The organism is Bradyrhizobium sp. LLZ17 (genome assembly GCF_041200145.1).
Classification (GTDB): domain Bacteria; phylum Pseudomonadota; class Alphaproteobacteria; order Rhizobiales; family Xanthobacteraceae; genus Bradyrhizobium.
The window spans coordinates 7,604,138-7,630,456 of the sequence record NZ_CP165734.1; the positions used below are offsets into that span (position 1 = coordinate 7,604,138).

The window sequence follows — 26,319 nt, forward strand, 5'->3', positions numbered from 1 at the left end:
TTGCCGTTTACTGCTTGACAGCAAAGACCCACAGCGAGCCGCCCGGCGGCACTTTCGCCAGCCGCTCGTCGCCGGAGAACAGCGAGTAGACGCCGCCATAGCCGCTCGTCACGGCGACATACTGCACGCCGTCCTGCTGCCAGGTCACCGGCTGTCCCTCGATGCCGGAGCCGGTCTGGAACTGCCAGAGCTTCTTGCCGCTGTCGGCATCGAAGGCCTCGAACTCGCCCGTCAGCGCGCCGGTGAACACGACGCCGCCTGCGGTCGACAGCACGCCGGAGAAGCGCGGGATGTCGCTTGGTGCTTCCCACTTCGCCTTGCCGGTCATGGGATCGATCGCCTTCAGATGACCGCGCGCGCCGTCACCCCATTCCCAGGGATCCGTGAGGTCCATGCCGAGATACCATTCGCCCTGCTTGAAGGTGGCGGGCTCCGACTTGTACCTGCCGCCGAAAGCAAGCGTGTTGGCGTAAGCCAGTCCGGTCTGCGGATTGAACGACATCGGCTCCCAGTTCTTGCCGCCGAGAATGGACGGATAGACCGTGACCTTCTTGCCCTCGCGTGCGCCGGTCACGACGTCGGTCTCGATCGGACGCCCCGTCTTCATGTCGATGCCAGTCGCCCAATTCACCTTCACGTAAGGATTGGCCGCGAGCAGCTTGCCGTTGGTGCGGTCGAGCACGTAGAAGAAGCCGTTGCGGTTCGCATCCATCAGGACCTTGGTCGGCTTGCCCTCGACGTTCATGTCGGCGAGCACCATCTCGGCCACTGCGTCATAGTCGAACGGATTGTTGGGCGAGAACTGGTAATGCCACTTGATCTTGCCGGTCTTGGGATCCATCGCCAGCACGGAGCAGGTGTACAGGTTGTCGCCGGGGCGCACCGCTGCATTGAAGGGTCCGGGATTGCCGATGCCCCAATAGACCGTATTCAGCTCGGGATCATAGGAGCCGGTGATCCAGGTCGAACCGCCGCCGAGCTTCCAGGTGTCGCCCTTCCAGGTGTCGCCGCCGGGCTCGTCCGGTGAGGGGATCGAATGGGTGCGCCAGAGATGCTTACCCGTCGCTGGGTCCCAGCCGTCGATGAAGCCGCGGGTGCCGAACTCAGCGCCGGAGATTCCGGTGATGATGACCCCATCGGCGACCAGCGGGGCCACCGTCATGGAATAGCCTTCCTTGATGTCGGCCGCCTTCTGCCGCCACAATTCCTTGCCGTCCTTGGCGTCGATCGCGACCACGTTGGCGTCGAGCGTTGTGCGGAACAGCTTGCCGTCATAGAGCGCGGCGCCGCGATTGATGATGCCGCAGCAGACGATTCGCGGGGTCTCGGCCGGATACTCGATCTTGGACTTCCAGATCTGCTTGCCGGTTTTGGCGTCGACCGCCATCGTCGCGTTATGCGAGGTGACGTAGATCACGCCCTGGTAGACCAGCGGCTGTGATTCCTCGCTGCGATCGTCGTTGAAGGAGTAATTCCAGATCGGGACGAGGTTCTTGATCGTGTCCTTGTTGATCTGGTTTAGGGTCGAGAAGCGCTGGAGATTGTAGCCCATCCCGTAGTTGAGAACGTTCGATGTGTCGGTCGCACCCTTGACCAGTTGATCGGTGGTTTGTGCGCTCGCAACCGAGCATGCGGACATGACCAGGCTCGCGGCCATCGCAAGGCGTTTCATCTATTCCTCCCCAGTACGCGCGTCTTTTGACGCTGCGACAGCAACAGTCGTTCGGAAACCAAAACGCGTCAATACGAAAGTCGTAAGCGTCGTGACGAATTATTGGACGCCGAATACCAGTTACCCCGAGTAAACCTCTCAACAATGAACGCCATTTGCGTCGAGGCGCTGGTGAAATTCCGCGGCGTGAGACGGCGCGTGTGGCTGGCCAGCCACGCGGGTGTGGAGTTTGCCAGGTAGGTTGCAATACGTTGGGGCTTGAACCGCGCACCGCTTGGGGACTTATCTCGTCCGCATCCCGCGCAAATCGCGGGCTCTTGGTCAGGGAGGCTTTGATGATATCGCGCCGCTCGATTGCACTTGCGTTGACGGGGCTGCTGCTCGCTGACCCCGCCTGGTCGACCTCTGCCAGCGCGGTCAAGATGTTCGACAGCGACAATGACGGCACGCTCGATTTCGCCGAGGTGAAGAAGGCGGCGGCCGCGCTGTTCGCGAAGCTCGATCCCGATCATGACGGCACGCTGGATGTGCGCGAATTGCGCGGACGGTTAACAGCGAAAGAACTCGCCGCCGCCGATCCCGATCACGACGGGACACTCACGCTCGACGAATATCTCGCCCTGGTGGAGCAGCGCTTCAACGCAGCCGATCCCGATCACGATGGCACGCTCGACGCCAAGGAGTTGAACTCGCGTGCGGGGCGCGCTTTGCTGCGATTGTTGCGGTGAAGGGTGCAGCGCTTGACTGGGAGCGAAGGCGGTTTGCCCGGGAGCGAACAGCGCACGCGCAATTCGCTGCATCGTTGTATCAGCCGTTCGATTCCAGACTTGCGCTGTGCTTGACCCAGCCCTAGGTTTTGCCCGGCGCGATGTCGCGCTCAATCCCTTGGGAGACCCCGAATGGCTTGGAAAGCTCCGAAGATCGTGGAAGTGCCGGTCGGCATGGAAATCAACATGTACGCCTGCGCTTTGCGCAAGTAAGACCACCCGACGACCTGCCGCGGCTTCGATGGCAAATGCCGTCGAAGCCGTGGTAGTGTTCGGGATGCGCGCGAGAGCCCAAATAGTCTCGATCATAGCTGGCTGTATAGTCGCGCTTGCACCGGCATGCGTGCACGCCGAAGAGGGCTTTGATACCGAGCACATCTTCGGCTTCATGATCGGCACCGATGTTGGCAATCTCGGCGAGCGCGAATTCCAGAGCCAGACGACGGGACGGTTCGGCAAGGGCGGCGGGACCTATCGCGCCATCGGCCAGGAGGTCGAGATCGAGGTCGTCCCGCTGCCGAATTTTCGCATCGAGGCCGGCGGCATTGTGACCCTGCACGACATCACCGGGGTCCCCGACATCGACGACCGCCGTCAACTCAACTTCCAGGGCGCCTCGCTCGATTTGCGTTATCGTCTGCTCGATCGCGAGCAAGCACCGTTCGGCCTGACCGTCGCCGCGGAATTGCATGGCGATCGCATCGATGAGACCAGTGGCGCGAAGGGGCGGATGTACGGCACCGACTTCACACTGGCATTCGATCGTGAGCTGACCCCGAACTTTGTCATCGGCGCGCTCAACTTGATCTACCAGCCGGAATGGGCGCGGTTCGAGGTCAGCGGTCTCTCGGAAAAGAGCTCGACGGTCGGCGCCGCCTTTGCCGGCATGGTGCGCCTGCGCCCGGACTTTCTGCTCGGTGGCGAGCTGCGCTACTTCCGCCAGTATGAGGGCATCGGCCTCGGCGAGTTCGCCGGGCAAGCCCTGTTCGTCGGCCCGACCGCCTATTATCAGATATCGGAGCGCTCCCGCCTGACCCTGAGCTGGAGCATGCAGGCCTGGGGGCGTTCGGCTGGATCAGGCGCCAATCTCGACCTCGTCAATTTCGAGCGGCAGCAGGCGAGATTGATATTTGGGGTGAATTTCTAGCGAAGTGGGTTCCAGCTAGTCCTCACGCCAGATTGAAACTTCCCGCTCTTTGGCACGTATCGTTTGTGCTAATCTCCACTGCCCCCGCGCGAGGATCCGGCATGAACCCGATCGACCTTGTGGTGACTGTGTGTGCGGTGCTCTCGCCCGCGACCTGCGAGGAGCAGCATATTGTGTTCAACTATGCGGGGTCGCCGGCGCAATGCGCGATGGCGGCGCCGCCCTATATCGCGCAATGGGTCGGGAACCATCCGAAATGGCAGGCGGTGCGGTGGCGCTGCGAATATCCGCACCCGAACGACAAGGCGTGATCCGGCGCGAAACCCTCATGGTGAGGAGCGCGAAGCGCCTCTCGAACCATGCAGGCCCGGTTCTCGCCTGTGGCCATCCTTCGAGACGCCCGCTTCGCGGGCTCCTCAGGATGAGGAGCTAAGCCGCTTTTGATGCGCCCGCGCTACTTGGTGCAATCCTTCAGATCCTTGTCGGCGATCGAGAACACTGCGTCCGCCTTGATCTCGACATCGCGCACGATGCACTGCCGCGAATTGGGATAGGTGACCTTGGCGTCATAACGGCCGGGCTCGACGCCGGTGATGCGCAGCCGCTCGTCATGATCGACCTCCTTCTCCTTGTCGTTCAAGGTCTGGTTTGGACCCCAGTCGGTCTTGCCGGCCGGTGACAGCTGAAAGCCGGAGATCGTCTCTGTTGTCAGATTCCATAACCGGATGCCCTTGCCTTTGGCCTGCGCGAGGGCCGTGCCCGGCATCGCCAACATCAGGATGCCGATCGCAATCAGCGTACGCCGCATGGTGACCTCCCTCGACAATCTCGTTCGGTCCAGTTGACCACGAGGTTTCATTTCGATTCAAGTTGTGCTGCAGCGAGCTCGGCCTTGATCCGGCCGAGCTCGACCTCGCTACGCTGCGCGCGCGGGATCGGAATCGGGACCTCCCGAATGATGCGCGCCGGCCGTGGCGACAGGAAGAACAGGCGATCGCCGAGACGGATCGCGTCGTCCAGGCTGTGGGTGACGAGCAGCGTCATCATGGGGCGGCTTGCCACCAGTGTCGCGATCTCGTCGCGCAGGCGGCCTGCGAGCGCATCGTCGAGCGAGGCGAGGGGCTCGTCGAGCACCAGCAGATCGGGCTCGACCGCAAAGGCGCGGGCGAGTGCAACGCGGCGGGCGAGCCCCAGCGACAATTCACCGGGGAAGTGGCTGCGATGCGAGGTCAAGCTCGAGGATCCTGAAAAGCTCCGACAGCTTTGCCTCGCTGACGTCGGGGGCGGCTAGCCGTACGTTCTGCTCCACCGAACGCCACGGCAACAGCCGCGGCTCCTGGAACACCATTCCAACCCGCGCTTCGGGTGGGCGCGCGACCCTCCCGTGAAAGTCGCGGTCGAGCCCGAGGATGATGCGCAGCATCGTGCTTTTGCCGCAGCCTGACGGGCCGATCAGCACACCGACTTCGCCGGATTGAATCGCGAACTTGATCGGCGCCAGCACCTCGTGCGTTCGGCTCGCGGCGCTCTCAAATGTCTTGCCTGTGATATCGACCTCAAGCCGCACGGGGGCGCCACCGTGTTGCCCGAGACTCGAACGGCTGCACCAGCGCGGTCTCGATCACGAGCACGACGGCGGCGAATGTCAGGGAATAGGCGAGCAGCCGCGGCGTGTCGAATAGCTGGAAGGCGACCCCGATCTCGAAGCCGACGCCGTTCGGGCGTCCTAACAATTCGGCGACCAGCACGATCTTCCAGACCAGCGACAGCCCGGAGCGGGCGGAGGCCGCGACATAAGGCGCAAGCTGCGGCAGCACGACATGGCGGAACGCGCGCCAGCGCGGCATGGCGAACACGGTCGCCATCTCGTCCAGCGAACGGTCGAGCGCGCGGGTGCCCTCGCGCAAGGTGACGACTGCCGTTGGCAGCTTGTTGATGGCGATCGCCGCAATGGCGGCGGCCTCAGTGAGCCCGGCCCAGATATAGGCGAGCACGATCACGACCAGCGCCGGCAGATTCAACAGCAGGATCAGCCAGGGATCGCCGAGCCGGTCGGCAAGCTTCACCCGTCCCATCAGATAGCCAATGGCGCTGCCGAGCGACATCGCCAACACGAAGGCGAGCGCGACGCGTGCGAGCGTGGCGCCGAGATGCAGGAAAAGCGCCCCGCTCGAGGCTTCCGCGATGATGACGTTGAGCACGGCGGGTGGGGAGGGCAGTTTTGCGCCGCCGACGAACAGCGCGGCTGTCCACCAGATCACGAGAAGCAGGGCAATCGACAGAAGGCGCAGCACCTCAGTCTCCGGTCACGGCGTGATAGAAGGTGCCGGGGTCGAGCTCGGCCGCCGGTCCAACCAGATCACGGCCTCCGATTTCGGCCAGCACCCGATAGAGCACGCGCGCATCCGCCTCCTCGTCGGCGACGCTCCGGCGCGGGATGCCGTCGCGATAACGGCCGCGATAGGTCTTGAGCATGGCGGCGTCGGCCGTGCCGGTCAGCGGCGCGACCTTGTCCCAGGCCGCATCGGAGGTGACGAGCAACTGCTTGGCTTTGCGGGTCATCGCGATGAAACGCGCCACAGCGTCGCGATGGCTCGCCGCCCAGCTCTCGTCGAAGACATAACCGACCGCGGAGACCGCTCCCTTGGCGCCAAGCTTCGGCAGAATGTCTTCGATGCCGGCGAGGCGCCGGAAGCCCTTGGCCTCCAATTGCGCGCAGAAATTCCAGAAGTTGAGGCTCGCATCCATCTCGCCGTCGGCCGCTTTGGCGGCGATCAGGGGCGGCGCACCATAGGCGATGGTCGCCTCCGATTTCAGGTCGATGCCGTCTTGCTTCATCCGCGCCTGAAGCAGCAGCCAGCTCTTGTCGATGGGGCCACCGCCGACTCCGAGCTTGCGGCCCTTGAGGTCGGCGAGGGTCTTGATCGGCGAGGCCGCCGGCACCATCACCGCGCCGAGCGCGCTGGAATAGGGATAGAACGTCAGCTTGGCGCCGAGCGCGCGCTCGCGCGACACCCAGAGCCAGTCCGAGAGCATGATATCCGCATTGCCGGCGCGAAGCGCGATCTTGCCGGCCTCGGGACTCGCGAGCTCGGTGACCTCCAGCGACAGGTCGGCCTCCTTGTCGAGACCGCTCGCGCGGATCGTGGCCAGCTCCCAGGAGAAGGTTCCGGTCTTCTGGACCGCAAGACGGATAGTATCCGCGGCGTGGCCGGGTGCAACCAGCGCCAGCGTCATCGCGAGCGTCAATGTTCGACCAAGAAGTTTCATCACCTTGTGAGCCGTTTCCTCGAAGCGAGTGCTTTTCAGGACAATACGCATAGCATAGCTTCCATCGCAACCAGCGGGAGGATGCTGATGGATTTGGCCGGACAGCTACGACCGATTGTCGCCGCGCTGGCGGTGCTCGCCGCAATCGCGTCTGCGGCGCGAGCCGATGAAGCCAATGATTATCCGACGACGGCGCGCGCCGAATATGTCTATGGCTGCATGAAGGCCAACGGCGAGAGCCGGCAGTCCATCGAGCAGTGTTCCTGCTCGATCGACGTGGTCGCCTCGATCGTGCCCTACGAGCGCTACGTCACCGCGGAAACCGCGCTCAGCATGTCCCAGGTCCGCGGCAATCTCGGCGCCCAGTTTCGCACCTCGGAGCAGGCGAACGCGGCGGTGAATGATCTCAGGCGCGCGCAGGCTGAGGCAGAGGTCAGGTGTTTCTGATACTTGCGCTGCTGCCTTCCCTTCTCCCCCTGTGGGAGAAGGTGGCGCGAAGCGCCGGATGAGGGGTATTTCTCCGCAATTTCGATTGTGAGAGGTGTGCTCGCGGAAGCAACCCCTCACCCGTCTCGCCGCTGCGCGGCGATCCACCCTCTCCCACAAGGCCCACAAGGGGAGAGGGAAATACAGCGCCCTCACGTCGCCGGCTTATCAACATCCCACTCGTTGCGGAACACATGGCCGTCCGTGTCCTTGGCCTCGGCGCGAAAACGCCGGGCGCCGTTGGAGACGTAGGTGAAGCGCAGATTGGGATCTTCCGAGATGGAGATGCCGCCTTCCATCGACAGCACGGGACTGTCGTCCTGCGTCAGCTTCAGCTGGTTGACGAAGAAGGCGGGAATATAAAGCTGCGTGACCTGGTCCATCTGGAGCCCGGAATTGTTGGGATGGCCGATCATGATCTGCGCCTCGCGGACGCGGCTCGCCGGCGCCTCCTCGCGCGCGAATTGCCGATAACGCATCTGGCCGAGATGATTCCGGGCTTCCTCGGCATTCTTTCCCGCCGGTGCCGAGCAGCCGCCGGAGGCTTTTTACATAGATCTTGGAGACATAGAGCTGGCCGTCGCTTAGCTCCGCCACCGCATGGACATCGGTATAGTTGTTGACCCGCACCCGCGTCGAGATTTCGGTGACGTTGGCGTCCGGCCCAAGCTCGAACTTCGCCGCCATCGGTGCCGGGTTGCGGTCGATCACCAGCGTGATCGAACGGATGCGGCGGCTGTCGCCCGGCGAGAGCTTGCTGCGCAAACTCACCGGGACGATCGCCGCGTCCTCGGCGCGATAGGGCATCTCGATGCCGATCACGCCGGCACCGTCGTTCATTGGACGGTTATTGAAAATGTCCTGCACTAGACCCGGCCAGGGATCATAGGCCTCTTCCGCGCTCGCCGGTGCGGCAAGGGCGATGCCGGCAAACGCGGCGATCAAGGTCAGGCGGAGCATATGTCGCATCATGGGTGTGATCCCGTGCGGGCGAAGCGGCACTTGAGCTTCAGCGTAGCGCGTCCGCTACTCCCATTCAATTTCCGAAAATGCTGCGGTTGCGTTGCGGGCGTTGTAGTCGTCGAAAAGGTCCCAACGGGAACGCTCGGATGAGCCCGCTTGATCCGCCGCAGCCCGGATCGATTCGCCCTTCTTGTTGAGCGCGCGCACGTCGGACAGCAGCGTCGAAAGATAACGCCGCTCATCGGCCAATGCGGCAGGCCAGTCGCTCACGGGTCCGTGACCGGGAACGACGCGCTGCGCCGGAACGGTCTCCAATTCCTTCAGCAGGGCGAGCCAGCCACGGATGCTGCCGTCCACCACCGGAATGTGGCGGAGAAAGACGAGGTCACCCGCGAACAGCGTCTTCGTCGTCTCGTCGAACACCGTCAGGTCGTTATCGCTATGCGCCGGCGGCCACGCCCGCAAGGTCAGCCGGCGCGATCCGAGGTCGAGCGTCAGCGTCTCCGTGACCAGCAGCGTTGGCGGAACTATCTTCACGGGATCGATCAATTCGCCACCCATGATCTGCTTGAAGTTGTCCAGGTAGTAAGGCCCGCGCGTTGCCAGTGCCTGCGGCAGCTTGCTGTGGCCGATGAAGCTGGTTCTGTCGGCGATGAAGGCGGCATTGCCGAAGACATGGTCTGGATGTCCGTGGGTGTTGATGACGTAGCGGATCGGCTTGGTGGTGTGGGCCCGCACCGCCGCCAGCAACGCCTCGCCCTCGCGAACGCTGCCGCCGGTGTCGATCACGGCGACCGCCTCCTCGCCGACGATGAAACCGACATTGGCGATGTCGCCCTCGTTCTCGCGCGTCATCAGCGCGATGGTCCCGGAGTGTACGAAGATTCCCGGCGCGACTTCGCTCACAGGCAATTCGGCCGCCGCAGCGCGTGCTAACGTGGCGAGGCCCAGCAGGGCTAAGGCAGCAATCGTTGACGCGAGATGAGACACGTTTCCGCCTCAGTTCGGGGTTTTCTGCGCTGCACACGACAAGCCACCGCAGAGTTTGGCAAAACATGGTGCGTCCTGCGTTGCATGGATAGCATTGGGATGAAACGAGGAGGAAGTGCGATGACGGAGGCCGGGCGACATCGTCGCTGGTTAGTTTCACTATGTCTGATGGTCGCGTCCTGTGCGATCGGCGACGTCGCCGCGGCGCAGACCAACGAAACTGGCGATCTCTCATTCGAACTGGTCGATCCAAAGGTGCTGCGCGTCTGCGCTGATCCGCGCAACCTGCCGTTCTCCAACGAGAAGGGTGAGGGCATCGAAAACAAGGTCGCCGAACTGTTCGCCGAAAAGCTCCAGAAGAAGCTCGACTACGTGTTCTTTCCGCAGGCGACCGGCTTCGTGCGGATGACGCTGGGCGCGCACCGCTGCGACGTCATCATGGGCTTTCCGCAAGGCGATGATCTCGTGCAGGGGACCAATCCCTATTACCGCACGTCCTACGCGCTGGTCGCGAAGGTCGGCAGCGGGCTGGAAGATGTCGATACGCTTGAAGACGCGCGGCTCAAGGGCAAGCATCTCGGCATCATCGCGGGCACGCCGCCGGCCACCAACATGGCGATCGCCGGGTTGATGGGTGATGCGAAGCCGTATCCGCTGATGATCGACACCCGTTATGACAATTCGGCGCAGGCGATGATCGACGACCTTTCCGCCGGGAAGATCGATGCCGGCGTGTTGTGGGGACCGATGGCGGGCTTCTACGCCAAGAAAGCCGACTCGCTTCACGTGATGCCGCTGGTGAAAGAAACCACCGGGCCAAAGCTGGTCTATCGTATCGGCATGGGCGTGCGTGCCGCCGACCAGAATTGGAAACGTCAGCTCAACAAGCTGATCCAGGAGAACCAGGGCGAGATCAACAAGATCCTGCTCGACTTCGGCGTACCGTTATTGGACGAGAGCGACCGGCCGCTCGGCGCGGAGACGGCCAAGAAGGCGCCATGAGACGGCCTCTTGCCGCTGCGGTCGTCGCCGTCATGCTGGCGGCGCCGGCATTAGCGCAGCAGCAGGAGCCGTTCGAGCCGGAAGGTTTTCGCACCGACAATTACCGTGCGCCGGTGCCGGCGACACTGGAAGGCGCGCGCGTGCTCACGACGGCGGAAGCCGAGGCAATCTGGCGAGCCGGGAGTGGCGCGTTCATCGACGTGCTGCCGCGCGCGCCCAAGCCGAAGAACCTTCCCGAAGGCACTGTCTGGCGCGATACCCCGCGCAAAAACATTCCGGGCAGTGTCTGGCTGCCGGACACCGGCTACGGCACGCTTCCACCGGCGATGGACGACTATTTCCAGCGCGGTCTTGCGCGGGCGTCACGCGGCGACAAGGCCGCGCTGCTGGTGATCTATTGTCTGGCCGATTGCTGGATGTCGTGGAACGCCGCCAAGCGCGCGCTGGCGTACGGCTATGCCAACGTCGCCTGGTATCCGGACGGCACGAACGGCTGGGAGCGTGCGAAGCTTCCCACCGAGCAGGCGCAACCGGAGCCGCGCCCGGAACAGTGAGCGAGAGACCGTCATGCCCGGGCTTGTCCCGGGCATCCACGTTCTTCCTGAGCGTGGTTAGGCGTGGATGGCCGGGACAAGCCCGGCCATGACGCCGTGTCTACTGCTTCTGCAATTTGGTCAGCGTCCCCGTGCCGTTGGCTTCGGTCGCGGAATAGCTCACCTTGTCGCCGGCATGGACGGTATCGAGCATCGCCGCGTCCTTGGTCTTGTACTCCTGAAGCGCGCCGGCACCGCCTGCGCTGCCGCCGACCGTGCCCTTCTGCGTCTGCTGGATCGAGATCGTGTTGTTGAGCCGATCGATCCTGGTGACCATTCCGGTCATATCGTCAGCAAACGCGCTGGATGCGAGCATGCCGATGGCCGCAGCGCCTGCGAAGATAAATTTTGCTGTTCCCATCGAGGTCTCCCCGGGTTGGAGCTTCACTTCGACAAGCCATCCTAGATCGATTTGGTTCCGGCAGATAGCGCGGCAAAGAGCTTAAGGATTCTTATTGCGAGGACGGGAACCCGGGAGCCGTCAGCAACGCTGACGCTATTCCAGTTCCTGCTGGATCACGCGTCCGAGCGCAAACAGGCGCTGGTCGATCGCGGTGGGAACCTCGCAGACGAATCGCACGACCTTGCGGCGATCCTCGAAGATGCGGGTTTCCCAGATCAACTGGTTGCTGAACGCCTCGACCTTGGCCTCGTCGCGTGGTGTTGCGTCCTGCAGCGCCTGAAGCTGGACTGTATCGTCGCGGATCTTGTCCGCGGCCTCACGCTGCTTGCGGCTGACCCGTTCGAGCCCCCGCATGACCTGGGAGCGCTGGGCGTTGAGCGTGTCGAACAGGCCGGCGAACAAGAGCTTTGCGTTCCCGGTCTTGTCGGACCCGGAACCGGCCAGAAATTCCTTCACCGACTTCTCGGCGTCATCCAGCGGCGTTTTTCGCGCCGACAGCTTTGAGATCAGCGCGCTGACTTTCGCGTCGTCCTTCCACCGGGTTTCGGCGTCGTCGAGCGCCGGGCCGGCCCAGACGGCCGCGAGCGAGATCTCCGGCACCTTAGCCTGCGTGCAGGGCCAGTCCGGATAGCGCGGATCGGCCGCGCGCGCGGCCGTGCCCGACACCACGACCGCAAGGGCAGTAATGGCAAGAGCCCGAACCTTCATCCTTCGCCTCCGGCAGGCCCGCGCCGTGCTAGCCCGCGCGACGGATCATAGGCGAAAATCGCGCCGGTCATGAACACGATTGTGCAGGTCGCGACCACCGCGAGCGAGATCCAGTTGACCTGCCCGTAGAGCGCAAACCGGATCATCTCGACCGCATGGGTGAACGGATTTGCCTCGCAAACATAATAGAGATAGGGGCTGCCCTCCTGCACCCGCCACAGCGGGTAGAGCGCGGAGGATGCGAAGAACATCGGAAAGATCACGAAGTTCATCACGCCGGCAAAACTCTCGAGCTGCTTGATGCCGGAGGAGATCAGCATGCCGAGCGAGCCCAGCATCAGCCCTGACAGGATCAGCGCCGGCAGCACCGTGAGATAGCCAATCGGCGGAGGGGTGATGTCCCAGAACCAGGCGATCAGGAGGAATGCATAGACCTGAAGCAGCGAGACTGCGGTGCCCGCGAGCAGCTTGCAGAACAGGAGAAACCCGCGCGGTAGCGGGCTCACCAGCAGCGTGCGCATGTTGCCCATCTCGCGGTCATAGACCATCGAGAGCGAGGATTGCATGCCGTTGAAGAGCTGTATCATCGCGATCAGCCCGGGCGCGATAAAGACCTCGTAGAGAATATAGGTCTCGTAGGGCGGGATAATGGAGATGCCGAGCACCTGCCGGAAGCCCGCTGCAAAGATGAACAGCCACACCAGCGGGCGCACCAGCGCGGAGACGAAGCGCTCGCGCTGATGCAGGAAGCGCAGGCCCTCGCGCCAGACGATGCCCATGAGACAGGTCATGTACTCGGCAAACGAGAATCCGCGCGGTGTGTCACGGGCGGTGATGCTGCTCATGCGCCGCCTCCCGGCATGATCTGCGCGCCCGTCAGCCGCATGAAGGCGGTGTTGACGTCCTGCGCACCGGCTTCCGCAATGACGCGGCCGACCGGGCCCTTGGCCAGCACCTTGCCCTGGTGCAGCACCACGAGGTCGTCGCCCGCATTGATCTCGTCGAACAGATGCGTGGCCCAGAGCACCCCGATGCCTTGTTCGGTGACGAGCTGGCGCACATGGCTGATGATGTCGGCGCGCGCCTTGACATCGAGGCCGACGGTCGGCTCGTCCAGCAGCAGCAGTCGCGGCCGGTGCAACAGCGCGCGCGCGATCTCCAGCCGCCGCATCTGCCCGCCGGAGAGATCGCGCACCTTGCTTGCAGCGCGCTCGCCAAGGCCGATGCGGCCGAGCAACTCGGCAGCGCGCGTGGCGGCCTCGCGGCGGCTGATGCCGTGGAGGGCGGCGTGATAGAGCAGGTTCTGCGTCAGCGACAGATCGAGATCGAGCGTGCGCGGCTGGAACACGACGCCGAGCAGCCGCAGCGCTTCGCCGGGGCTATTGCTGATGTCGTGGCCGAAAATACCGACGCGGCCGGTCTGGATGCCGAACAGGCGCGTGATCAGCGAGAACAGCGTGCTCTTGCCGGCGCCATTGAGGCCGAGCAGCGCGGTGAAGCTCGCGGGCTGGACGTTGAAGGAGACGTCGATCAGCGCCCGGCGCGGTCCGTAGGCGTGGCTGACGCCGTCGATCGACAGCGCCGGCACCGCGGCCGGATCCGGCCTCAGTGTGGTCTCGCGTGGCTCGGCGATGGGGGCGGGGCTGGTCATGGCGCGATCGTGATGCCCCAGGGCAGCTCGCCCACCTGAATGGTCTTGATCACCTTCTGCGCGGCCACGTCGATCACCGAGACATCGTTGGAGACGCCGTTGGTCACCAGCAGGTATTTTTCATCCGGCGTGAACGCCATGTGCCAGACCCGCTGGCCGACCAGCAGATATTTCGTCACCTTGCGCGTGGCAGTATCAACCACCGCGACGCGGTTGGCGGGGCCGAGCGCGACGAAGGCGGTCTTGTCGTCCTTGGTCATGCCGATGCCGACCGGCTGGATCGCCTCGCGCCGCAGGCCCGGGATGTCGAACGTCACCTTGCCGATCACCTCGTGCTTTTTGGGATCGATGATCGACACCGTACCGCCGATCTCGGACGACACCCAGAGTTCTGAAGCGTCGTGCTTGAACTCGGCGAAGCGCGGGCGCGCATCGACCAGCACATTGGCGACGATCTGGCGCGAATTGGTATCGATGAAATGCGCCATGTTGGTCGTTTCCGACGTGTTGATCAGAATCTTGCCGTCGGGACTGACGGTCATGCCTTCGGGCTCGACGCCGACCTGGATGTCGCCGAGGCGGGCGCGCTTGTCCAGGTCGATCACCGTCACCGTGTTGTCGTTCTCGTTGGCGACATAGAGCGTCTTGCCGGTTGCATCCTGCGTGAACAGCTCGGGGTCGGGTCCGGAGGGCAGGGTGTCGACGACCGCTTGCGACTTGGCGTCGATCATCTGGATGGTGTCGTCATCGCCGACCGCGACCATCACGAACTTGCCGTCGCGCGTGAATTCGATGCCGCGCGGACGCTGGCCGACCTTGATCGTCTTGGTCACCGTCCAGCTCTCGGTGTCGATCACCGACACCGAGTTGCTCTTCTCGTTCGAGACATAGGCGATGAACGCATGGGCAGGCGTTGCCGAGAGCGCCAGTGCCACGGGCAAAGCTGCCCCGAGCATGCGCAAGGCTTGTCCGCGGGGCGCCTTCACCTCCCCCGCTTGCGGGGGAGGTCGTATCGCATCGTTAGATGCGATACGGGAGAGGGCTCTTTCACCTTGGGGACTCTCGCTCGTGGACACACCCTCTCCCCAACCCTCCCTCGCAAGCGGGGGAGGGGGCGTAGCGTCGTTGTGGTCGCAGCTCGAACTCATCTCACATAGCCCACTTCAGCTTGGCTCACTTCAGCTTGCATTTGCTCTCCGGACGGTCATAGCCGAGCGTGTCGAGCTCGGAGACCTGGTGCAAGAATCCCTCTTGCGGCGACACCGACACCACCATGCGGCCATCGACCAGCAGGATCGGTTGGCGGAGCTGGAGGTTCCAGTCGCGCAGCGTCAGCTTTGTGCCCTTGAAGGCGGCCACGGAGAAGTCCGGTCCCTTGATGAAATCGGTGACTTTCTTGACGTCCCCGGAATTGGTGCGCGAGGTGCCTTCGCCGACCATGCGAACCGCGGTCCAGGCCTGCATGTCGAGCGCGGTCATCCGCCGTGAGTTCAGCTTCATGAAGCGGTTCTGCATCTGGGTTGCGCCCCATTGGTCCTGGGCCGCGTCCCAGCTGCGCGGCACCAGACCGGCCGAGCCCGCGACGGGGCGCGGATCCCAGGTCCGGTAGGGCAGGTACGCGCCGAACACCTCACTCTCGTCGGCGGCGACCATTACGTCGTAAGCGGGGGCCTGCTGGGTGAACACCGGCATCTGCCGCTGGATCAGCGTCACGCCGCTATCGGTGCGCCGCGCGCCGCCGGTGTCCTCGAAGGTGCGCTCCTGCACGATCTTGGCGCCAAATCGGGTTGCGGTACGCCGGAGCGCGTCGGCAAACAGCTTGTCCGCGTCATGCGAGCCGACCACGAGCAGCCAGCGCTTCCACTGCTTCCACACCAGATACTGGCCGAGCGCGTCGGCCAGCATCGACCGCGTCGGTGCGGTGTGGATGACATTGGCGCGGCAATCGACCTCGCGCAGCCGCTCGTCGATCGCGCCGGCGTTGAACAGCAGCGTGCCGCGATCGCGCAGGGCGTCGGCGACCTTCAGCAGCGTGTCGGCGGGCAAGTCGGCAATGATGAAGCCGTTATGCGCGGCGAGATCGGTCGCGGCCTGGACCGCATCCTCGCCCTCCTTGACCCGGCGCTCTTCCAGCGCAAAACGCTGGTTGAGAAATTTACCGGTGGTGTTGTTGTCCTCGATCGCGAGGCGTGCGCCGGCGACGCCGTCATTCTCGGCGGGCTGCTCGACCAGCGACAGCGTCGACCTGGTGCCGGCGACACCGAGATAGCCGACGCCGATCTGCACCGGGTCCGCCGCGAGCACTTGGGTCGCCGCCAGACTCAGGCCGATCAGGCCGGGCAACCATCGGATCATGCTTCCTCCGTACGTCTCCCCGGCTTGACCGCCGATGGAGAATTGTCTCCACTAAAGCATGACCGATTTGTCAGGGCATGCAACCCCGCATTTCGTCCTCGCGTGTGCGCGGACTGGAATCACGATCATGCGAGCGCTGCTTTGCTTCGCCGCTTTGCTGTTGACGCCATCGGCAGCGTTGGCCGATCCGCCGAAACTCGCGGTATTCGATTTCGAGCTGATCGACACCAGCCTGCCCGGCGAGTTCTACGGCTCAAAACCGGAGGAGGCGCGGCTCGCGCAGATCAGCGAGCAGCTGCGCAAGGAACTGGCGGACTCAGGCAGGTTCCAGCTGCTCGATATCACGCCGGTCCGAGACGCCGCGAGTCACAGCAATTTGCAGGTTTGCGGCGGCTGCGACCTCAAGCTCGCGAAGCAATTGGGCGCCGATCTCGAGATCACCGGAATGGTACAGAAGGTCTCGAACCTGATCATCAACCTCAACGTCTATCTTCGCGACGTGAAGACCGGCAGCATGATCACGGCTGCCAGCGCCGATATGCGCGGCAACACCGACGAATCCTGGTCCCGCACCATGAGCTATCTGATCCGCAACCGACTGCTGGCGCCGAATTACGGGCGGCCGGAGTAGGGCCTTCGCCTCTCCCCGCGTGCGCCGCTGCACCCTCGCCCCTTTGTGGGAGAGGGTGGCTCGCCGCGCAGCGGCGAGACGGGTGAGGGGTTCTCTCCGCGTGCGAGTCTCTCGAGAGTGGAGTTCGAGGAGGTAACCCCTCATCCGGCGCTTCGCGCCACCTTCTCCCACAAGGGGAGAAGGAACAAACCCTCACGTCTTCAATCTCTCCGCATGCCAGTGCAGATGATCACTCATGAACGTCGAGATGAAGTAATAGCTGTGGTCATATCCCGCCTGCCGCCGCAGCGTCAGCGGGATGTTGGCCTTGCTGCAGGCGGCTTGCAGCAATTCGGGCCGAAGCTGCTCGTTCAAAAAATTATCGGCATCGCCGACGTCGACGAGAAAGCCCGAGAATCTCGCGCCGTCCTCGATCAGCGCCACCGTGTCATGGCTGCGCCAGGCCTCCTTGTTGGGCCCGAGATAGCCGGTCAGCGCCTTGACGCCCCACGGCACCTGTGAGGGCGCCACGATCGGCGCGAAGGCGCTGGCTGCGCGATAGCGGTGAGGGTTGCGTAGCGCCACCGTCAGCGCGCCGTGGCCGCCCATCGAATGGCCCAGCACCGATTGGCGTTTGGGATCGACCGGAAAATTCTCCGCTACCAGCTTCGGCAGCTCGTCGGTGACGTAGCTCCACATCCGATAGTTGCGCGCGAACGGCGCTTCGGTGGCGTCGACATAGAAGCCGGCCCCCAAGCCGAAATCATAGGAATTGTTGGGATCGCCGGGCACGTCGGGCCCGCGCGGGCTGGTGTCGGGCGCGATGAAGATCAAGCCAAGCTCGGCGCAGGCGCGGCGAAATTCGCCCTTCTCGGTCACGTTGGCATGGGTGCAGGTCAGCCCGGAGAGATACCAGACCACGGGCAGCTTGGCGCCCTCCGCATGTGGCGGAACATAGACCGAGAACACCATGTCGGTTCCGGTCGCCTGGCTGGCATGGCGATAGACGCCCTGCACGCCGCCATAGGATGTGTTGGTCGAGACAGTCTGCATGGTCATGCCGTTTTGCTCCGTGGCATCTCACCACATCTCTGTTGCAACGCCTATGTGACCGAATTCGTGCCGGTGCGCCACGTGCGGCGCAAGATCAGGCCATGCCGCTGTCGATCGCCAGCCGCACCAGTTCGACCGAGGTCTTGACTCCGAGCTTCTGGCGCATGATCGAGGAGGTGTTGGCCACCGTCTTGTAGGAGGATTGCACCAGCCAGGCGATCTCGGACAGGCTCTTTCCGGCGCTGAGCAGCCGCAAGATCTCCATCTCGCGCGCGTTCAGCTTCGACAACGGGTTCTGCGCCAGCGCTGGTCCCGCGAAGGCGATGCGGCGTGCGATCGCGCTCGGCAGATAGGTGCCGCCGCCGCCCACGGTGCGGATCGCTTCGACGAGGTCATCGGGGTCGCCGGTCTTGGAAACATAACCTTTGGCGCCGCACTCGATCGCGCGGGCGGCGAAAGCGGGGTCGTCGTTCATGCTGAACATGATGATACGGGCATCAGCCGCGCGCTCGAGGATGCGGCGGGTGAGTTCGAAGCCGGAAACGGTGGGCAGGTTGATGTCGATGATGCAGAGGTCGGGGCGCTCGACGATGAAGACGCATTCGCCGCTTTCGGCGTCGGCGGCCTCCAGAATCTCGATATCGCCGTCGTCCGCCAGCACGGCTCGGCAGCCGGAGGCGACGATTGGATGATCGTCGACGATCAGAATGCGCATGGGCGTTCCCCGCGTCAGCGCCTCGGCTTGTTGTGAGCCGCATGAGCCGAACAAGACAACGGCGTGTCTCATGTCAGCTCATGCAACCCGGCCAGGATTGCTGTACGCTTTCGATTAGATATCGGGCGCTTCGGGTCTGTCAACGCTATCGGACGGGCACGAGCAGAGCTTGGCGGGGTACGGACGATACCAATGTGGCAAAATCTATCCTTGCGCGGGCGCATCAATCTGCTGCTGGCGCTGCTGCTGGCGCTGGGGCTCGCCGTCAACATCGCCAGGCAGGTGGCGGAGGCGGCGCCGCGCGTGCAGGCCGAGGACCAGAGCGTGATCCGGCTCGCGCGCGAATTCATTGAGATGATCGTGGCGGATCTCAACGACGCCCCCGATCCGGATGCCAAGCTGAACCAGATCGCGCGTGACCTCAACCGTCTCCGCCACGTCAGTATCGCGCTTCATGATTCCGGCGGGATTCCGCTGACGCCGCTGCGAACCGCGGCCGATGACGATGCGCCCGGGCCGCCGGCCTGGTTCGTCAGTCTGGTTCATCCCGAGCAGACCGCGGTCAGCGTGCCGGTCTCGGTTCATGGCAAACCGGGCTCGCTGGTGATCACCTCGCATCCCACTGACGAGATCGCCGAGATCTGGGACGCCATCGTCACGCAGCTCGAGGTCGGCTCAGTCATCGCGCTCGCGCTGTTCCTGGTGATGATGAGGGTGGTGGGCCGGGCGCTCACCCCGCTGCAGTCCCTGGCGCAAACCATGGCCGAGCTTGAAAGCGGTCGCTACGACGCGCGCGTGGCGCCGGGCGGTGCACCCGAGCTGGCCGCGATCTGCACCAAGCTCAATCATCTGGCGGCGACACTGGGGGAGGCGGTCGAGGACAAGCGCCGGCTCGCCGAGCGCGCGGTCTCGCTTCAGGACCTCGAGCGCAAGGAGATCGCGCGCGAGCTGCATGACGAGTTCGGGCCGTATCTGTTCTCGCTGCGCGCACATGCGAGCGCGCTGGCGAAGCTTGCGGACGGGCGCGCCCCGAACGCCGATGCCGTGCGAAGACACGGCAGCGCCCTGCTGGAGCAGATCAACGCGCTTCAGCAATTCACCCGCCGCGTGCTGGAGCGCTTGAGGCCGGTCGGCCTCGCCGAGCTCGGCCTGAGTCAGGCGCTCGAATCGCTGTCGCGGCTGTGGCGGGAGTCGCATCCCGACGTCGCGATCGAAACCACGATCTCGCCCGCGCTCGGGCCGGTCGGCGAGACCGCCGATCTCACCATCTACCGCGTTGTGCAGGAGGCGCTCACCAACGCGTTTCGTCATGCCGGTGCGACCTCGATCAATGTCGTGATCGAGCCGGCGGAGTCGCCGGGCAGCGATGGCCGCGGCTGCGCCCGGGTGCGCGTCAGCGACAACGGCCACGGCATGGAGCCGGGCCAGAAGCTGGGCTTCGGCCTCGTCGGCATGCGCGAGCGCATTCTGGCGTTGGGCGGCACGCTCCACGTGGCCTCGGGCGATGGCGGCGTCACCGTGGAGGCGTTGGTTCCGACGGCGGCGGCCTGATCGCGAGGAACGCCATCGGGAAAAATTCCCGATTTCGTCGGGAAAACCGGCGGCAAGAGTGCCCGATCTTTTGTGGCTGGCGCACGCATGACGGCAGACTACACTTCTCGACGCAATCGGCGACGTTCAGAACAGCCGGCGCTTGGGAATGGGACGGCAGGGGATGGGCGTGCGAAAGCTTTTGATGGCCTCGATGTCGACGGGGCTGATGCTTTGGACTGACGCCGCCACGGCGGCGCAGGACGAGGACACCAACGTCCAGAACCTCCCCGCGGTCGAGGTGGTGGCGCCGCAGCCGACCGCGCGTCGCAGCGCGCCGCGCGCGCCGACGCGCGTCGTAAGTTCCGGCAAACCCAACACCCGCATCTACGTCTACCCGACGGCGCCGGGCAATGCGAAGGGCCTTGATGTCGACAAGGTTCCCTCCAGCATCAACGCGGTCGATGCCAGCCAGATCAAGCGCGCCGGCTCGATGAACGTCACCGACGCGCTGCGTGACAATGTCGCGAGCGTCAACATCACCGAGGTGAGCGGCAATCCGTTTCAGCCGAATGTCGAGTTTCGCGGCTTCGTGGCCTCGCCGATCGTCGGCACGCCGCAAGGGCTTGCCGTCTACCAGAACGGCGTGCGCATCAACGAAGCATTCGCCGATAGCGTCAATTGGGACCTGATCCCGACCGCCGCGATCCGCTCGGTCACGGTGGTGACCAACAATCCCGCCTTCGGCCTCAACGCGCTCGGCGGCGCGGTCAACCTGCAAATGAAGGACGGATTTACCTATCAAGGCGCCGAGATCGATACGATGGGCGGCTCGTTCGGCCGCATCCAGAGCTCGGCGCAATGGGGCAAGCATGTCGACACCAATTACGCCGTCTACGCCGCGCTGGAGGGCTTGCACGACAATGGCTTCCGCAACTCCGCGCAATCGGACGTGCGACGTTTTTACGGCGATGTCGGTTACAAGGGCGGGGACAGCGAATTCCACGTCAACATGGGGCTCGCCAACAACAACTTTGGTGCTTCCGCCACCGTCCCCGCCGAGTTGTTGCAGCAATATTGGGGCGCAATTTACACCAACCCGCAGACCACCAACAATCGCGTCGGCTATGTCAACCTGACCGGCAAGGTCGAGGCGACGCCGACCTGGACCTTCGAAAGCACGGCCCATGCGCGCGTGTTCGAGCAGCGCGTTGTCGACGGCAATCCCACCAGCGTGCAGGAATGCGCTGCGCCCGGCCTGCTTTGCTTCGGCGACGACACCACGGCCGCCAATGGCCTCAACGGGGCGCAGCTCGTAAACCCCTTCGCGTCCGGCACGCTGCTCGGCGAGATCGATCGCACGACGACGCGATCGACAACGTTCGGTGTCTCCTCGCAGGCGACCAATACCGACAAGCTGTTCGAGCACGAGAATCGCTTCGTGGTCGGCGCGAGCTTTGACGCCAGCGTCACGCGTTTCAACGCCACGGCCGAGCTCGGAACCATCGGCACGGACTATCTCGTCAGCGGCCGCGGGATTTTTCTGGGACCATCCGGCACACCGGCGACCGGCGAGATGGGCCCGGTGTCGCTGCGTACCGTCAATCAATATTCCGGCCTCTATGCGCTCGACACCTTCAGCATGACCGACGCCTTTGCGATCACCGGGGGTGGTCGCTTCAATCACGCCCACGTCACGCTGGAAGACCAGCTTGGCACCGCGCTCAACGGCGATCACAGCTACGACCGCTTCAATCCGATCGTCGGCGGCACGTACAAGATCACGCCCGAGCTCACCGCCTATGCCGGTTACTCCGAGGCCAACCGCGTCCCGACGCCGCTCGAGCTCGGTTGCGCCGATCCGAACAACCCGTGCCTGATCGCATCCTTCCTGGTCTCCGATCCGCCGCTCAAGCAGGTGGTGTCCAAGACGGTCGAGGCGGGCCTGCGCGGGACGAGGGAGTTGAACATCGGCACGCTCGGCTGGAAGATCGGCGGCTTCCGGGCGACCAATTATGACGACATCATGGGCCTGCCGGTGGCGGGACGGCAGGGTTTCGGCTTCTTCCAGAACGTCGGCGCGACGCGCCGGCAGGGCATCGAGGCCGAGGTCAACCTCAAATCGGAGACGCTCCAGTTCCACGCCAGCTATGCTTTGGTGGACGCGCGCTTCCTCGATGCGCTCGAGCTCTCGTCCAACAGTCCCTTTGCCGCCGGCGGCACCATCCACGTCGTTCCCGGCAACCAGATTCCGGCCGTGCCACGCCACCGCGTCAAGGCCGGGATCGAATATGCCGTGACCGACGCCTGGAAAATCGGCGGCGATGCGTTGTTCGTGTCGAGCCAATATCTGGTCGGAGACGAGTCCAATCAGGCCTCGAAGCTGCCTTCCTACACCGTGTTCAACCTGCACACCTCCTACCAGCTCAGCAAGAACGTCCAGCTCTACGGCAAGATCGACAACATCTTCGACAATCGCTACGCGACCTACGGCACCTTCTTCGACACCACCGCGGTGCCCAACTTCGGCAACGGCGGCAATCCCTTCACCGACCCACGCTCGCTGAGCCCGGCAAGGCCGCGCGCATTCTACGCGGGCGCGCGCGTGACGTTCTAGAGCCGGATGAATCCTCGTTGCATCAGTCCTCGCATAGGTCGCTTGTGGCCTGAATGTGGTCACCGGCGCTGCAGCTGTTGCAACCAAGGTCGCTGCTGGGACGTTGCCTCGGGAATGTGGTATGCCTGCAAAGCAGCAGGCTTTTGCGCTCCGACCGGCGGCAGATATGTCCTCGACCGATGGTACAGGTGCAACCAGTGACGTAGCCCGCCGGCGGCGGAGAAGGGGCAACACGTTATTGCTGATCCTGGGAGTCGGATTCCTCATTTTTGCTGGCGCAGCGGGCGCGCTGTATTACGCGTTGCAGCCGGTCACGCTCCGGATTGCGGTCGGACCGGCGGGAAGCGACGATCACAAGGTTGTTCAGGCTGCGGCCGAGGCCTTCGCCAGCGAAAGCAGGACAGTCAGGTTGTCCGTGATCACGACTGACGGCGCGGTCGAAGCGCTCGGCCTGCTCGGTGCCCGCAAGGCCCAGCTTGCGGTGGGCCGCGCCGACCTGGACATGCCGGCCGATGCGCAGACCGTGGTCACCTTGCGCAAGAACTTCGTTGTGTTGTGGTCGCCTTCCGGGCTTGCGGGCAAGAGCTCCAGGAGAAAGCCCGCGGCGAAAATCAAGGAGATCGCCGATCTTGCCGGCCACAGGGTCGGCGTGATCGGCCGGACCCCGGCAAACGTCGCGTTGCTGCGGGTCATCCTGAGCGCTTGCGGGGTCGAGGCTGACAAGGTCGCGGTTACCCAATTCGGCACGGATCAACTCGAGCAGCTGGCGAGTGACAAGACCCTTGATGCATTCATGACGGTCGGTCCGCTCGACAGCAAAATCACCTCGCAGGCCATCGCAGCAACGGCTCGGGCCCGAGGCGAGCCCAAGTTTCTCGCGATCGACGCGTCAGAGGCGATCGCGCTGAAAGACCCGCGTTATGAATCCGAAGAAATTCCCCCCAGCGTCTTCAATGCCAATCCGGCCTGGCCGGACGACAAGGTCGAGACGGTCAGCGTCAGCCATCTGATCGTGGCGCAGCGAGCCTTGTCCGAAACGACAGTAGCGGCCTTCTTCCGGCAATTGTTCGCCGTCCGTCAGGTGATTGCCCGGCGCGTGCCCGGCGTTGCGCACATCGCCAAGCCGGACACCGACAAGGACGCCGAGTTGCCGGTGCATCGCGGAGCGGCAGCTGTCATCGACGGCACCGAACGTACCTTTCTCGACCGGTACGGCGACTACTTCTGGTTTGCCCTCCTGCTTCTCTCCGGAATCGGTTCGGTCGGGGCCTGGCTGCGCCACTATTTGAATCGGGATGAAAGGGACGAAAACACCGGTCATCGCAACCGAATCCTGGCCATGGTCTCCGGGGTGCGGACTGCGGAAACGAACCAGCAACTCCTGGCGATGCAGCGCGAGGTCGACGACATCATCGGTGAAACGCTCGAATGCTATGATGACGGCGCCATCGAGGAAGAGGAGCTGGCGGCCTTTGGCCTGGTGCTCGACCTGTTCAATCACGCCATCATCGAGCGGCGCGCCACATTGCAAGCGGACGCGCCCGAACCGGTCCGCGGCGCGGCAGCAGGCCGTGGTTTCACGTCGCCACGATGAGATAGCCACGTCAAAGATCACCCGCGATCTCGCCGCTGGTCACTCCGGCAGGCGCGTCGATCGCAGCGCTCCCGCCCATTTGGCGAAGTCCTCCGGCCTGCGCAGCGGGAGCAGATCCCCGAGACCGGAAACGCGCAGAGTGGGATCCATCTCGGTTACGCGATCCATGAACCTTTTTGGCCTCCTTGGGCCGCCCTGCAAGCGCATGGCTGACAGCGGCCATGCGCACCGCGGTCAGCCAGGTGGGGCGCGCACGCACGGCTCTCTCCGCCCAGGTGCTGGCCTCGTCGTAGTTGCCTGCAAAGAAATGAGCATAGGCCATTCCGGCCTGCATCCGGAAAAGCAATGGATCACGCGGACTGAGACGCATGGCGGTTTGCAAGCGCTCGATCGCCTGCTCCGGCTCCCCGCGTAGACCAGCAGCCAACCGCTTACGTACCAAGCGGCGGCCAGATTTGGATTGAGGTCCATCGCGCGATCCAGGCAAAGGATGCCCTCGTCGAGCTCGAGCGCGAGATAGGCGATCGCAAAGCCGCCCCAACACAGCGCCGCCGCATCGTCGTTGCCGAGTTCAAGAGCCCGCCTCGCCAAGCGGGCGCCCTCTGCGGTCTCCGCTTCGCGGTCGACCATCCAGCCGTTCGACTTGCGGGTTACGAAAATCCAGGACGCCCAGTCATAGGCCACGGCAAGGTCGGGATCGAGTTCGGTGGCACGATAGAATAGCCCCAACGCTTGATCGTCGCCTTCCCGCGTGTATGCCACCGCGCTGGCGACGGCGCGCAGGTAGCTATCGTAGGCGTCGAGGCTTTCGGTCGGCTTGTTTTTCACGCGATCGATCTCGACCTGCTCCAGCTTCGGCACCAGCGCGGTGACGACGCTCGTGGTCACCTTGTCCTGCAGTTGAAACGCGTCTTCCAGCGCGCCATCAAAGCGGTCGGCCCAAAGATGGCCGCCGGTTCTGGCGTCGATGAGCTGGCCGGTGATGCGGACGGTGGTGCCCGCCTTGCGAACGCTGTCCTCCAGAACGTAGCGGACGCCCAGTTCGCGGCCGACCTGCTTCAGGTCCACGGCGCGGCCCTTGTAGGTGAAGCTCGAGTTTCTGGCGATGACGAACAGCTGCTTGAAACGGCTGAGCGCCGTGAGGATGTCCTCGACCATGCCGTCGGCGAAATACTCCTGCTCGGGGTCGCCGCTCATATTCTGAAACGGCAATACTGCGATGGACGGCTTGTCCGGCAGAGCGAGCGGACGGTCCGCCGCGGAGAAGCTGGCTGTTCCGTCGGCGGGCCGGGCTCGCCAGGCGCGCATCGGCTCCGAAATGTTCTTCAGCGATTGGTGGCCTATGTCGTCATAGGCGATCTCGGTCTTGCCTCTGATCTGGCGATAAGCGTCGTCCGAAATACAGATGCCGCCCGGCTCCGCGATCCCTTCCAGACGGGCCGCAATGTTGACGCCTTCTCCGAAGATGTCGTCGCCATCGATGATGATATCGCCGACGTGGATGCCGATGCGAAACTCGATACGCTTGCCGTCGGGCACATCGACATTGCCGCTCGCCATTCCGCGCTGGATCTCGATCGCGCAACGAACCGCGTCGACCGCGCTTGCGAACTCGACGAGCACGCCGTCCCCGGTCGTTTTGACGATGCGGCCTCGGTGCTCCTCGATTTTGGGATCCATCAGCGCCCGACGACAGGCCTTCAGCCGCTCGAGCGTGCCTTCTTCGTCTTCGCCCATGAGGCGGCTGTAGCCCGCGACATCCGCGGCCAATACCGCCTCGAGTCGGCGCTCAATGCGCTTGGTCAACAAGGCGTCCCCATCTCAGGTTCTGCATATCAGCTTAAAGGCTCTGAAATGAGGGCGCCAGCGATTACCGACAGACCCAGACGCCGTTGACCATCACGCGGTGACACCCCACCGCCGCTCCGCCCACGGCGGCACCTCCGACGACGGCCCGTCGTGTGGTTCGACGGGCGACGCCGGCGTAGCTCATCGGCGTCAAGGGGCGGCCGACCCGGGCCTCCGCGCTGGTGATGGAGAACGACAAACCGTCGGTTTTGGACCAGGCGAGTGAACCTGAAATCCCGCACAGTACAACGCTTGCAGCAAGGAATCCTCTTCCCAATGCCTTCGTGTTCATAGTCGGCTCCTTTACTGACGATCTTAGCCTTCTTCAGGTGCTCATGCCCGACC

At 64.0% G+C, this 26,319-nt stretch carries 27 protein-coding genes and 2 pseudogenes; 11 read left to right on the plus strand and 18 right to left on the minus strand.

The genetic code is table 11. The annotated features are described in order from the left end of the window. Window positions 1–7 precede the first annotated feature (7 nt). On the minus strand, window positions 8–1,672 hold the full coding sequence (locus AB8Z38_RS36180; protein ID WP_369722305.1) for a methanol/ethanol family PQQ-dependent dehydrogenase: 1,665 nt from the start codon (window positions 1,670–1,672) through the stop codon (window positions 8–10). A gap of 335 nt (window positions 1,673–2,007) precedes the next feature. Here AB8Z38_RS36180 and AB8Z38_RS36185 point away from each other — a divergent pair, with 335 nt between their 5' ends. The 4 genes from AB8Z38_RS36185 to AB8Z38_RS36200 all read left to right on the plus strand — a co-directional run bounded on the left by AB8Z38_RS36185 (window position 2,008) and on the right by AB8Z38_RS36200 (window position 3,897). Then, the gene (locus AB8Z38_RS36185; RefSeq protein ID WP_369722306.1) at window positions 2,008–2,400 is read left to right on the plus strand and encodes a calcium-binding protein; all 393 of its coding nucleotides are present in this window, start codon (window positions 2,008–2,010) and stop codon (window positions 2,398–2,400) included. Window positions 2,401–2,571: 171 nt separating this feature from the next. Next, entirely contained in the window at window positions 2,572–2,652 is an 81-nt protein-coding gene (gene pqqA, locus AB8Z38_RS36190; RefSeq protein ID WP_018460299.1) for a pyrroloquinoline quinone precursor peptide PqqA, read from the plus strand. Window positions 2,653–2,680: 28 nt separating this feature from the next. Then, window positions 2,681–3,586: a hypothetical protein gene (locus AB8Z38_RS36195; protein WP_369722308.1), complete on the plus strand. Its 906-nt coding sequence runs from the start codon at window positions 2,681–2,683 to the stop codon at window positions 3,584–3,586. A gap of 101 nt (window positions 3,587–3,687) precedes the next feature. Continuing rightward, window positions 3,688–3,897, plus strand: coding sequence for a hypothetical protein (locus AB8Z38_RS36200; RefSeq protein ID WP_369722310.1), 210 nt, complete (start codon window positions 3,688–3,690; stop codon window positions 3,895–3,897). 143 nt (window positions 3,898–4,040) lie between these two features. On the opposite strand, the gene AB8Z38_RS36205 is transcribed toward AB8Z38_RS36200, so the two are convergent. The 4 genes and pseudogenes from AB8Z38_RS36205 to AB8Z38_RS36220 all read right to left on the minus strand — a co-directional run bounded on the left by AB8Z38_RS36205 (window position 4,041) and on the right by AB8Z38_RS36220 (window position 6,856). Beyond that, window positions 4,041–4,394: a hypothetical protein gene (locus AB8Z38_RS36205; protein WP_369722312.1), complete on the minus strand. Its 354-nt coding sequence runs from the start codon at window positions 4,392–4,394 to the stop codon at window positions 4,041–4,043. A gap of 47 nt (window positions 4,395–4,441) precedes the next feature. Beyond that, window positions 4,442–5,153: pseudogene (locus AB8Z38_RS36210) on the minus strand (ABC transporter ATP-binding protein). Next, window positions 5,143–5,880: an ABC transporter permease gene (locus tag AB8Z38_RS36215; protein ID WP_369722313.1), complete on the minus strand. Its 738-nt coding sequence runs from the start codon at window positions 5,878–5,880 to the stop codon at window positions 5,143–5,145. Before AB8Z38_RS36215 ends, AB8Z38_RS36210 begins: the two are co-directional and overlap by 11 nt. Before the next feature lies 1 nt (window position 5,881). Beyond that, window positions 5,882–6,856, minus strand: a complete 975-nt coding sequence (locus tag AB8Z38_RS36220; protein WP_369726697.1) for an ABC transporter substrate-binding protein — start codon at window positions 6,854–6,856, stop codon at window positions 5,882–5,884. 87 nt (window positions 6,857–6,943) lie between these two features. On the opposite strand from AB8Z38_RS36220, the gene AB8Z38_RS36225 reads away from it, so the two are divergent. Next, complete coding sequence (locus AB8Z38_RS36225; protein ID WP_369722314.1) at window positions 6,944–7,303, plus strand: hypothetical protein; 360 nt, start codon at window positions 6,944–6,946, stop codon at window positions 7,301–7,303. A 191-nt stretch (window positions 7,304–7,494) separates the two neighbouring features. Here AB8Z38_RS36225 and AB8Z38_RS36230 read toward each other — a convergent pair. Continuing rightward, a pseudogene (locus tag AB8Z38_RS36230) lies at window positions 7,495–8,314 on the minus strand (quinoprotein dehydrogenase-associated SoxYZ-like carrier). A gap of 54 nt (window positions 8,315–8,368) precedes the next feature. Then, window positions 8,369–9,295 (minus strand): quinoprotein relay system zinc metallohydrolase 2, encoded by a 927-nt coding sequence (locus AB8Z38_RS36235; protein WP_369722315.1) that lies wholly within the window; start codon window positions 9,293–9,295, stop codon window positions 8,369–8,371. Window positions 9,296–9,415: 120 nt separating this feature from the next. Here AB8Z38_RS36235 and AB8Z38_RS36240 point away from each other — a divergent pair, with 120 nt between their 5' ends. Both AB8Z38_RS36240 and AB8Z38_RS36245 read left to right on the plus strand, forming a co-directional pair. After that, window positions 9,416–10,297 (plus strand): substrate-binding domain-containing protein, encoded by an 882-nt coding sequence (locus AB8Z38_RS36240; protein WP_369722316.1) that lies wholly within the window; start codon window positions 9,416–9,418, stop codon window positions 10,295–10,297. Beyond that, window positions 10,294–10,851, plus strand: coding sequence for a PQQ-dependent catabolism-associated CXXCW motif protein (locus tag AB8Z38_RS36245; protein WP_369722317.1), 558 nt, complete (start codon window positions 10,294–10,296; stop codon window positions 10,849–10,851). The genes AB8Z38_RS36240 and AB8Z38_RS36245 overlap by 4 nt, the downstream gene beginning before the upstream one ends. A 100-nt stretch (window positions 10,852–10,951) precedes the next feature. On the opposite strand, the gene AB8Z38_RS36250 is transcribed toward AB8Z38_RS36245, so the two are convergent. The 6 genes from AB8Z38_RS36250 to AB8Z38_RS36275 form a co-directional block, all read right to left on the minus strand. Then, complete coding sequence (locus AB8Z38_RS36250) at window positions 10,952–11,251, minus strand: copper-binding protein (protein WP_369722318.1); 300 nt, start codon at window positions 11,249–11,251, stop codon at window positions 10,952–10,954. Window positions 11,252–11,386: 135 nt separating this feature from the next. Continuing rightward, window positions 11,387–12,001 (minus strand): hypothetical protein, encoded by a 615-nt coding sequence (locus AB8Z38_RS36255; protein ID WP_369722319.1) that lies wholly within the window; start codon window positions 11,999–12,001, stop codon window positions 11,387–11,389. After that, window positions 11,998–12,846 carry an ABC transporter permease gene (locus AB8Z38_RS36260; RefSeq protein ID WP_369722321.1) on the minus strand — a complete coding sequence of 283 codons (849 nt, stop codon included), beginning with the start codon at window positions 12,844–12,846 and terminating at the stop codon, window positions 11,998–12,000. The genes AB8Z38_RS36255 and AB8Z38_RS36260 overlap by 4 nt, the downstream gene beginning before the upstream one ends. Further along, the gene (locus tag AB8Z38_RS36265; RefSeq protein ID WP_369722322.1) at window positions 12,843–13,652 is read right to left on the minus strand and encodes an ABC transporter ATP-binding protein; all 810 of its coding nucleotides are present in this window, start codon (window positions 13,650–13,652) and stop codon (window positions 12,843–12,845) included. The genes AB8Z38_RS36260 and AB8Z38_RS36265 overlap by 4 nt, the downstream gene beginning before the upstream one ends. After that, window positions 13,649–14,608 (minus strand): YVTN family beta-propeller repeat protein, encoded by a 960-nt coding sequence (locus tag AB8Z38_RS36270; RefSeq protein ID WP_369726698.1) that lies wholly within the window; start codon window positions 14,606–14,608, stop codon window positions 13,649–13,651. Before AB8Z38_RS36270 ends, AB8Z38_RS36265 begins: the two co-directional genes overlap by 4 nt. Before the next feature lie 217 nt (window positions 14,609–14,825). Continuing rightward, window positions 14,826–16,007, minus strand: coding sequence for an ABC transporter substrate-binding protein (locus AB8Z38_RS36275; RefSeq protein ID WP_369722323.1), 1,182 nt, complete (start codon window positions 16,005–16,007; stop codon window positions 14,826–14,828). Window positions 16,008–16,065: 58 nt separating this feature from the next. Between AB8Z38_RS36275 and AB8Z38_RS36280 the strand changes: the two genes are divergently transcribed. Beyond that, window positions 16,066–16,638: a DUF3280 domain-containing protein gene (locus AB8Z38_RS36280; RefSeq protein ID WP_369722324.1), complete on the plus strand. Its 573-nt coding sequence runs from the start codon at window positions 16,066–16,068 to the stop codon at window positions 16,636–16,638. A 192-nt stretch (window positions 16,639–16,830) separates the two neighbouring features. On the opposite strand, the gene fghA is transcribed toward AB8Z38_RS36280, so the two are convergent. Together fghA and AB8Z38_RS36290 are read right to left on the minus strand one after the other, a co-directional pair. Next, window positions 16,831–17,676, minus strand: a complete 846-nt coding sequence (gene fghA / locus AB8Z38_RS36285; RefSeq protein WP_369722325.1) for an S-formylglutathione hydrolase — start codon at window positions 17,674–17,676, stop codon at window positions 16,831–16,833. Window positions 17,677–17,764: 88 nt separating this feature from the next. Continuing rightward, window positions 17,765–18,385: a response regulator gene (locus tag AB8Z38_RS36290; RefSeq protein ID WP_369722326.1), complete on the minus strand. Its 621-nt coding sequence runs from the start codon at window positions 18,383–18,385 to the stop codon at window positions 17,765–17,767. A gap of 192 nt (window positions 18,386–18,577) precedes the next feature. Here AB8Z38_RS36290 and AB8Z38_RS36295 point away from each other — a divergent pair, with 192 nt between their 5' ends. The 3 genes from AB8Z38_RS36295 to AB8Z38_RS36305 all read left to right on the plus strand — a co-directional run bounded on the left by AB8Z38_RS36295 (window position 18,578) and on the right by AB8Z38_RS36305 (window position 24,126). Then, window positions 18,578–19,936 carry a histidine kinase gene (locus AB8Z38_RS36295; RefSeq protein ID WP_369722327.1) on the plus strand — a complete coding sequence of 453 codons (1,359 nt, stop codon included), beginning with the start codon at window positions 18,578–18,580 and terminating at the stop codon, window positions 19,934–19,936. Window positions 19,937–20,120: 184 nt separating this feature from the next. Beyond that, window positions 20,121–22,532 carry a TonB-dependent receptor gene (locus AB8Z38_RS36300; protein ID WP_369726699.1) on the plus strand — a complete coding sequence of 804 codons (2,412 nt, stop codon included), beginning with the start codon at window positions 20,121–20,123 and terminating at the stop codon, window positions 22,530–22,532. 166 nt (window positions 22,533–22,698) lie between these two features. Next, entirely contained in the window at window positions 22,699–24,126 is a 1,428-nt protein-coding gene (locus AB8Z38_RS36305) for a TAXI family TRAP transporter solute-binding subunit (protein ID WP_369726700.1), read from the plus strand. 39 nt (window positions 24,127–24,165) lie between these two features. Here AB8Z38_RS36305 and AB8Z38_RS36310 read toward each other — a convergent pair whose 3' ends face one another. The 3 genes from AB8Z38_RS36310 to AB8Z38_RS36320 form a co-directional block, all read right to left on the minus strand. Then, the gene (locus AB8Z38_RS36310; protein ID WP_369722328.1) at window positions 24,166–24,294 is read right to left on the minus strand and encodes a hypothetical protein; all 129 of its coding nucleotides are present in this window, start codon (window positions 24,292–24,294) and stop codon (window positions 24,166–24,168) included. 66 nt (window positions 24,295–24,360) lie between these two features. After that, a complete protein-coding gene (locus tag AB8Z38_RS36315; protein WP_369722329.1) occupies window positions 24,361–25,932 on the minus strand; it encodes an adenylate/guanylate cyclase domain-containing protein in 1,572 nt (523 codons plus the stop codon). Window positions 25,933–25,996: 64 nt separating this feature from the next. Beyond that, window positions 25,997–26,266: a twin-arginine translocation signal domain-containing protein gene (locus AB8Z38_RS36320; protein ID WP_369722330.1), complete on the minus strand. Its 270-nt coding sequence runs from the start codon at window positions 26,264–26,266 to the stop codon at window positions 25,997–25,999. Between the last annotated feature and the right edge of the window lie 53 nt (window positions 26,267–26,319).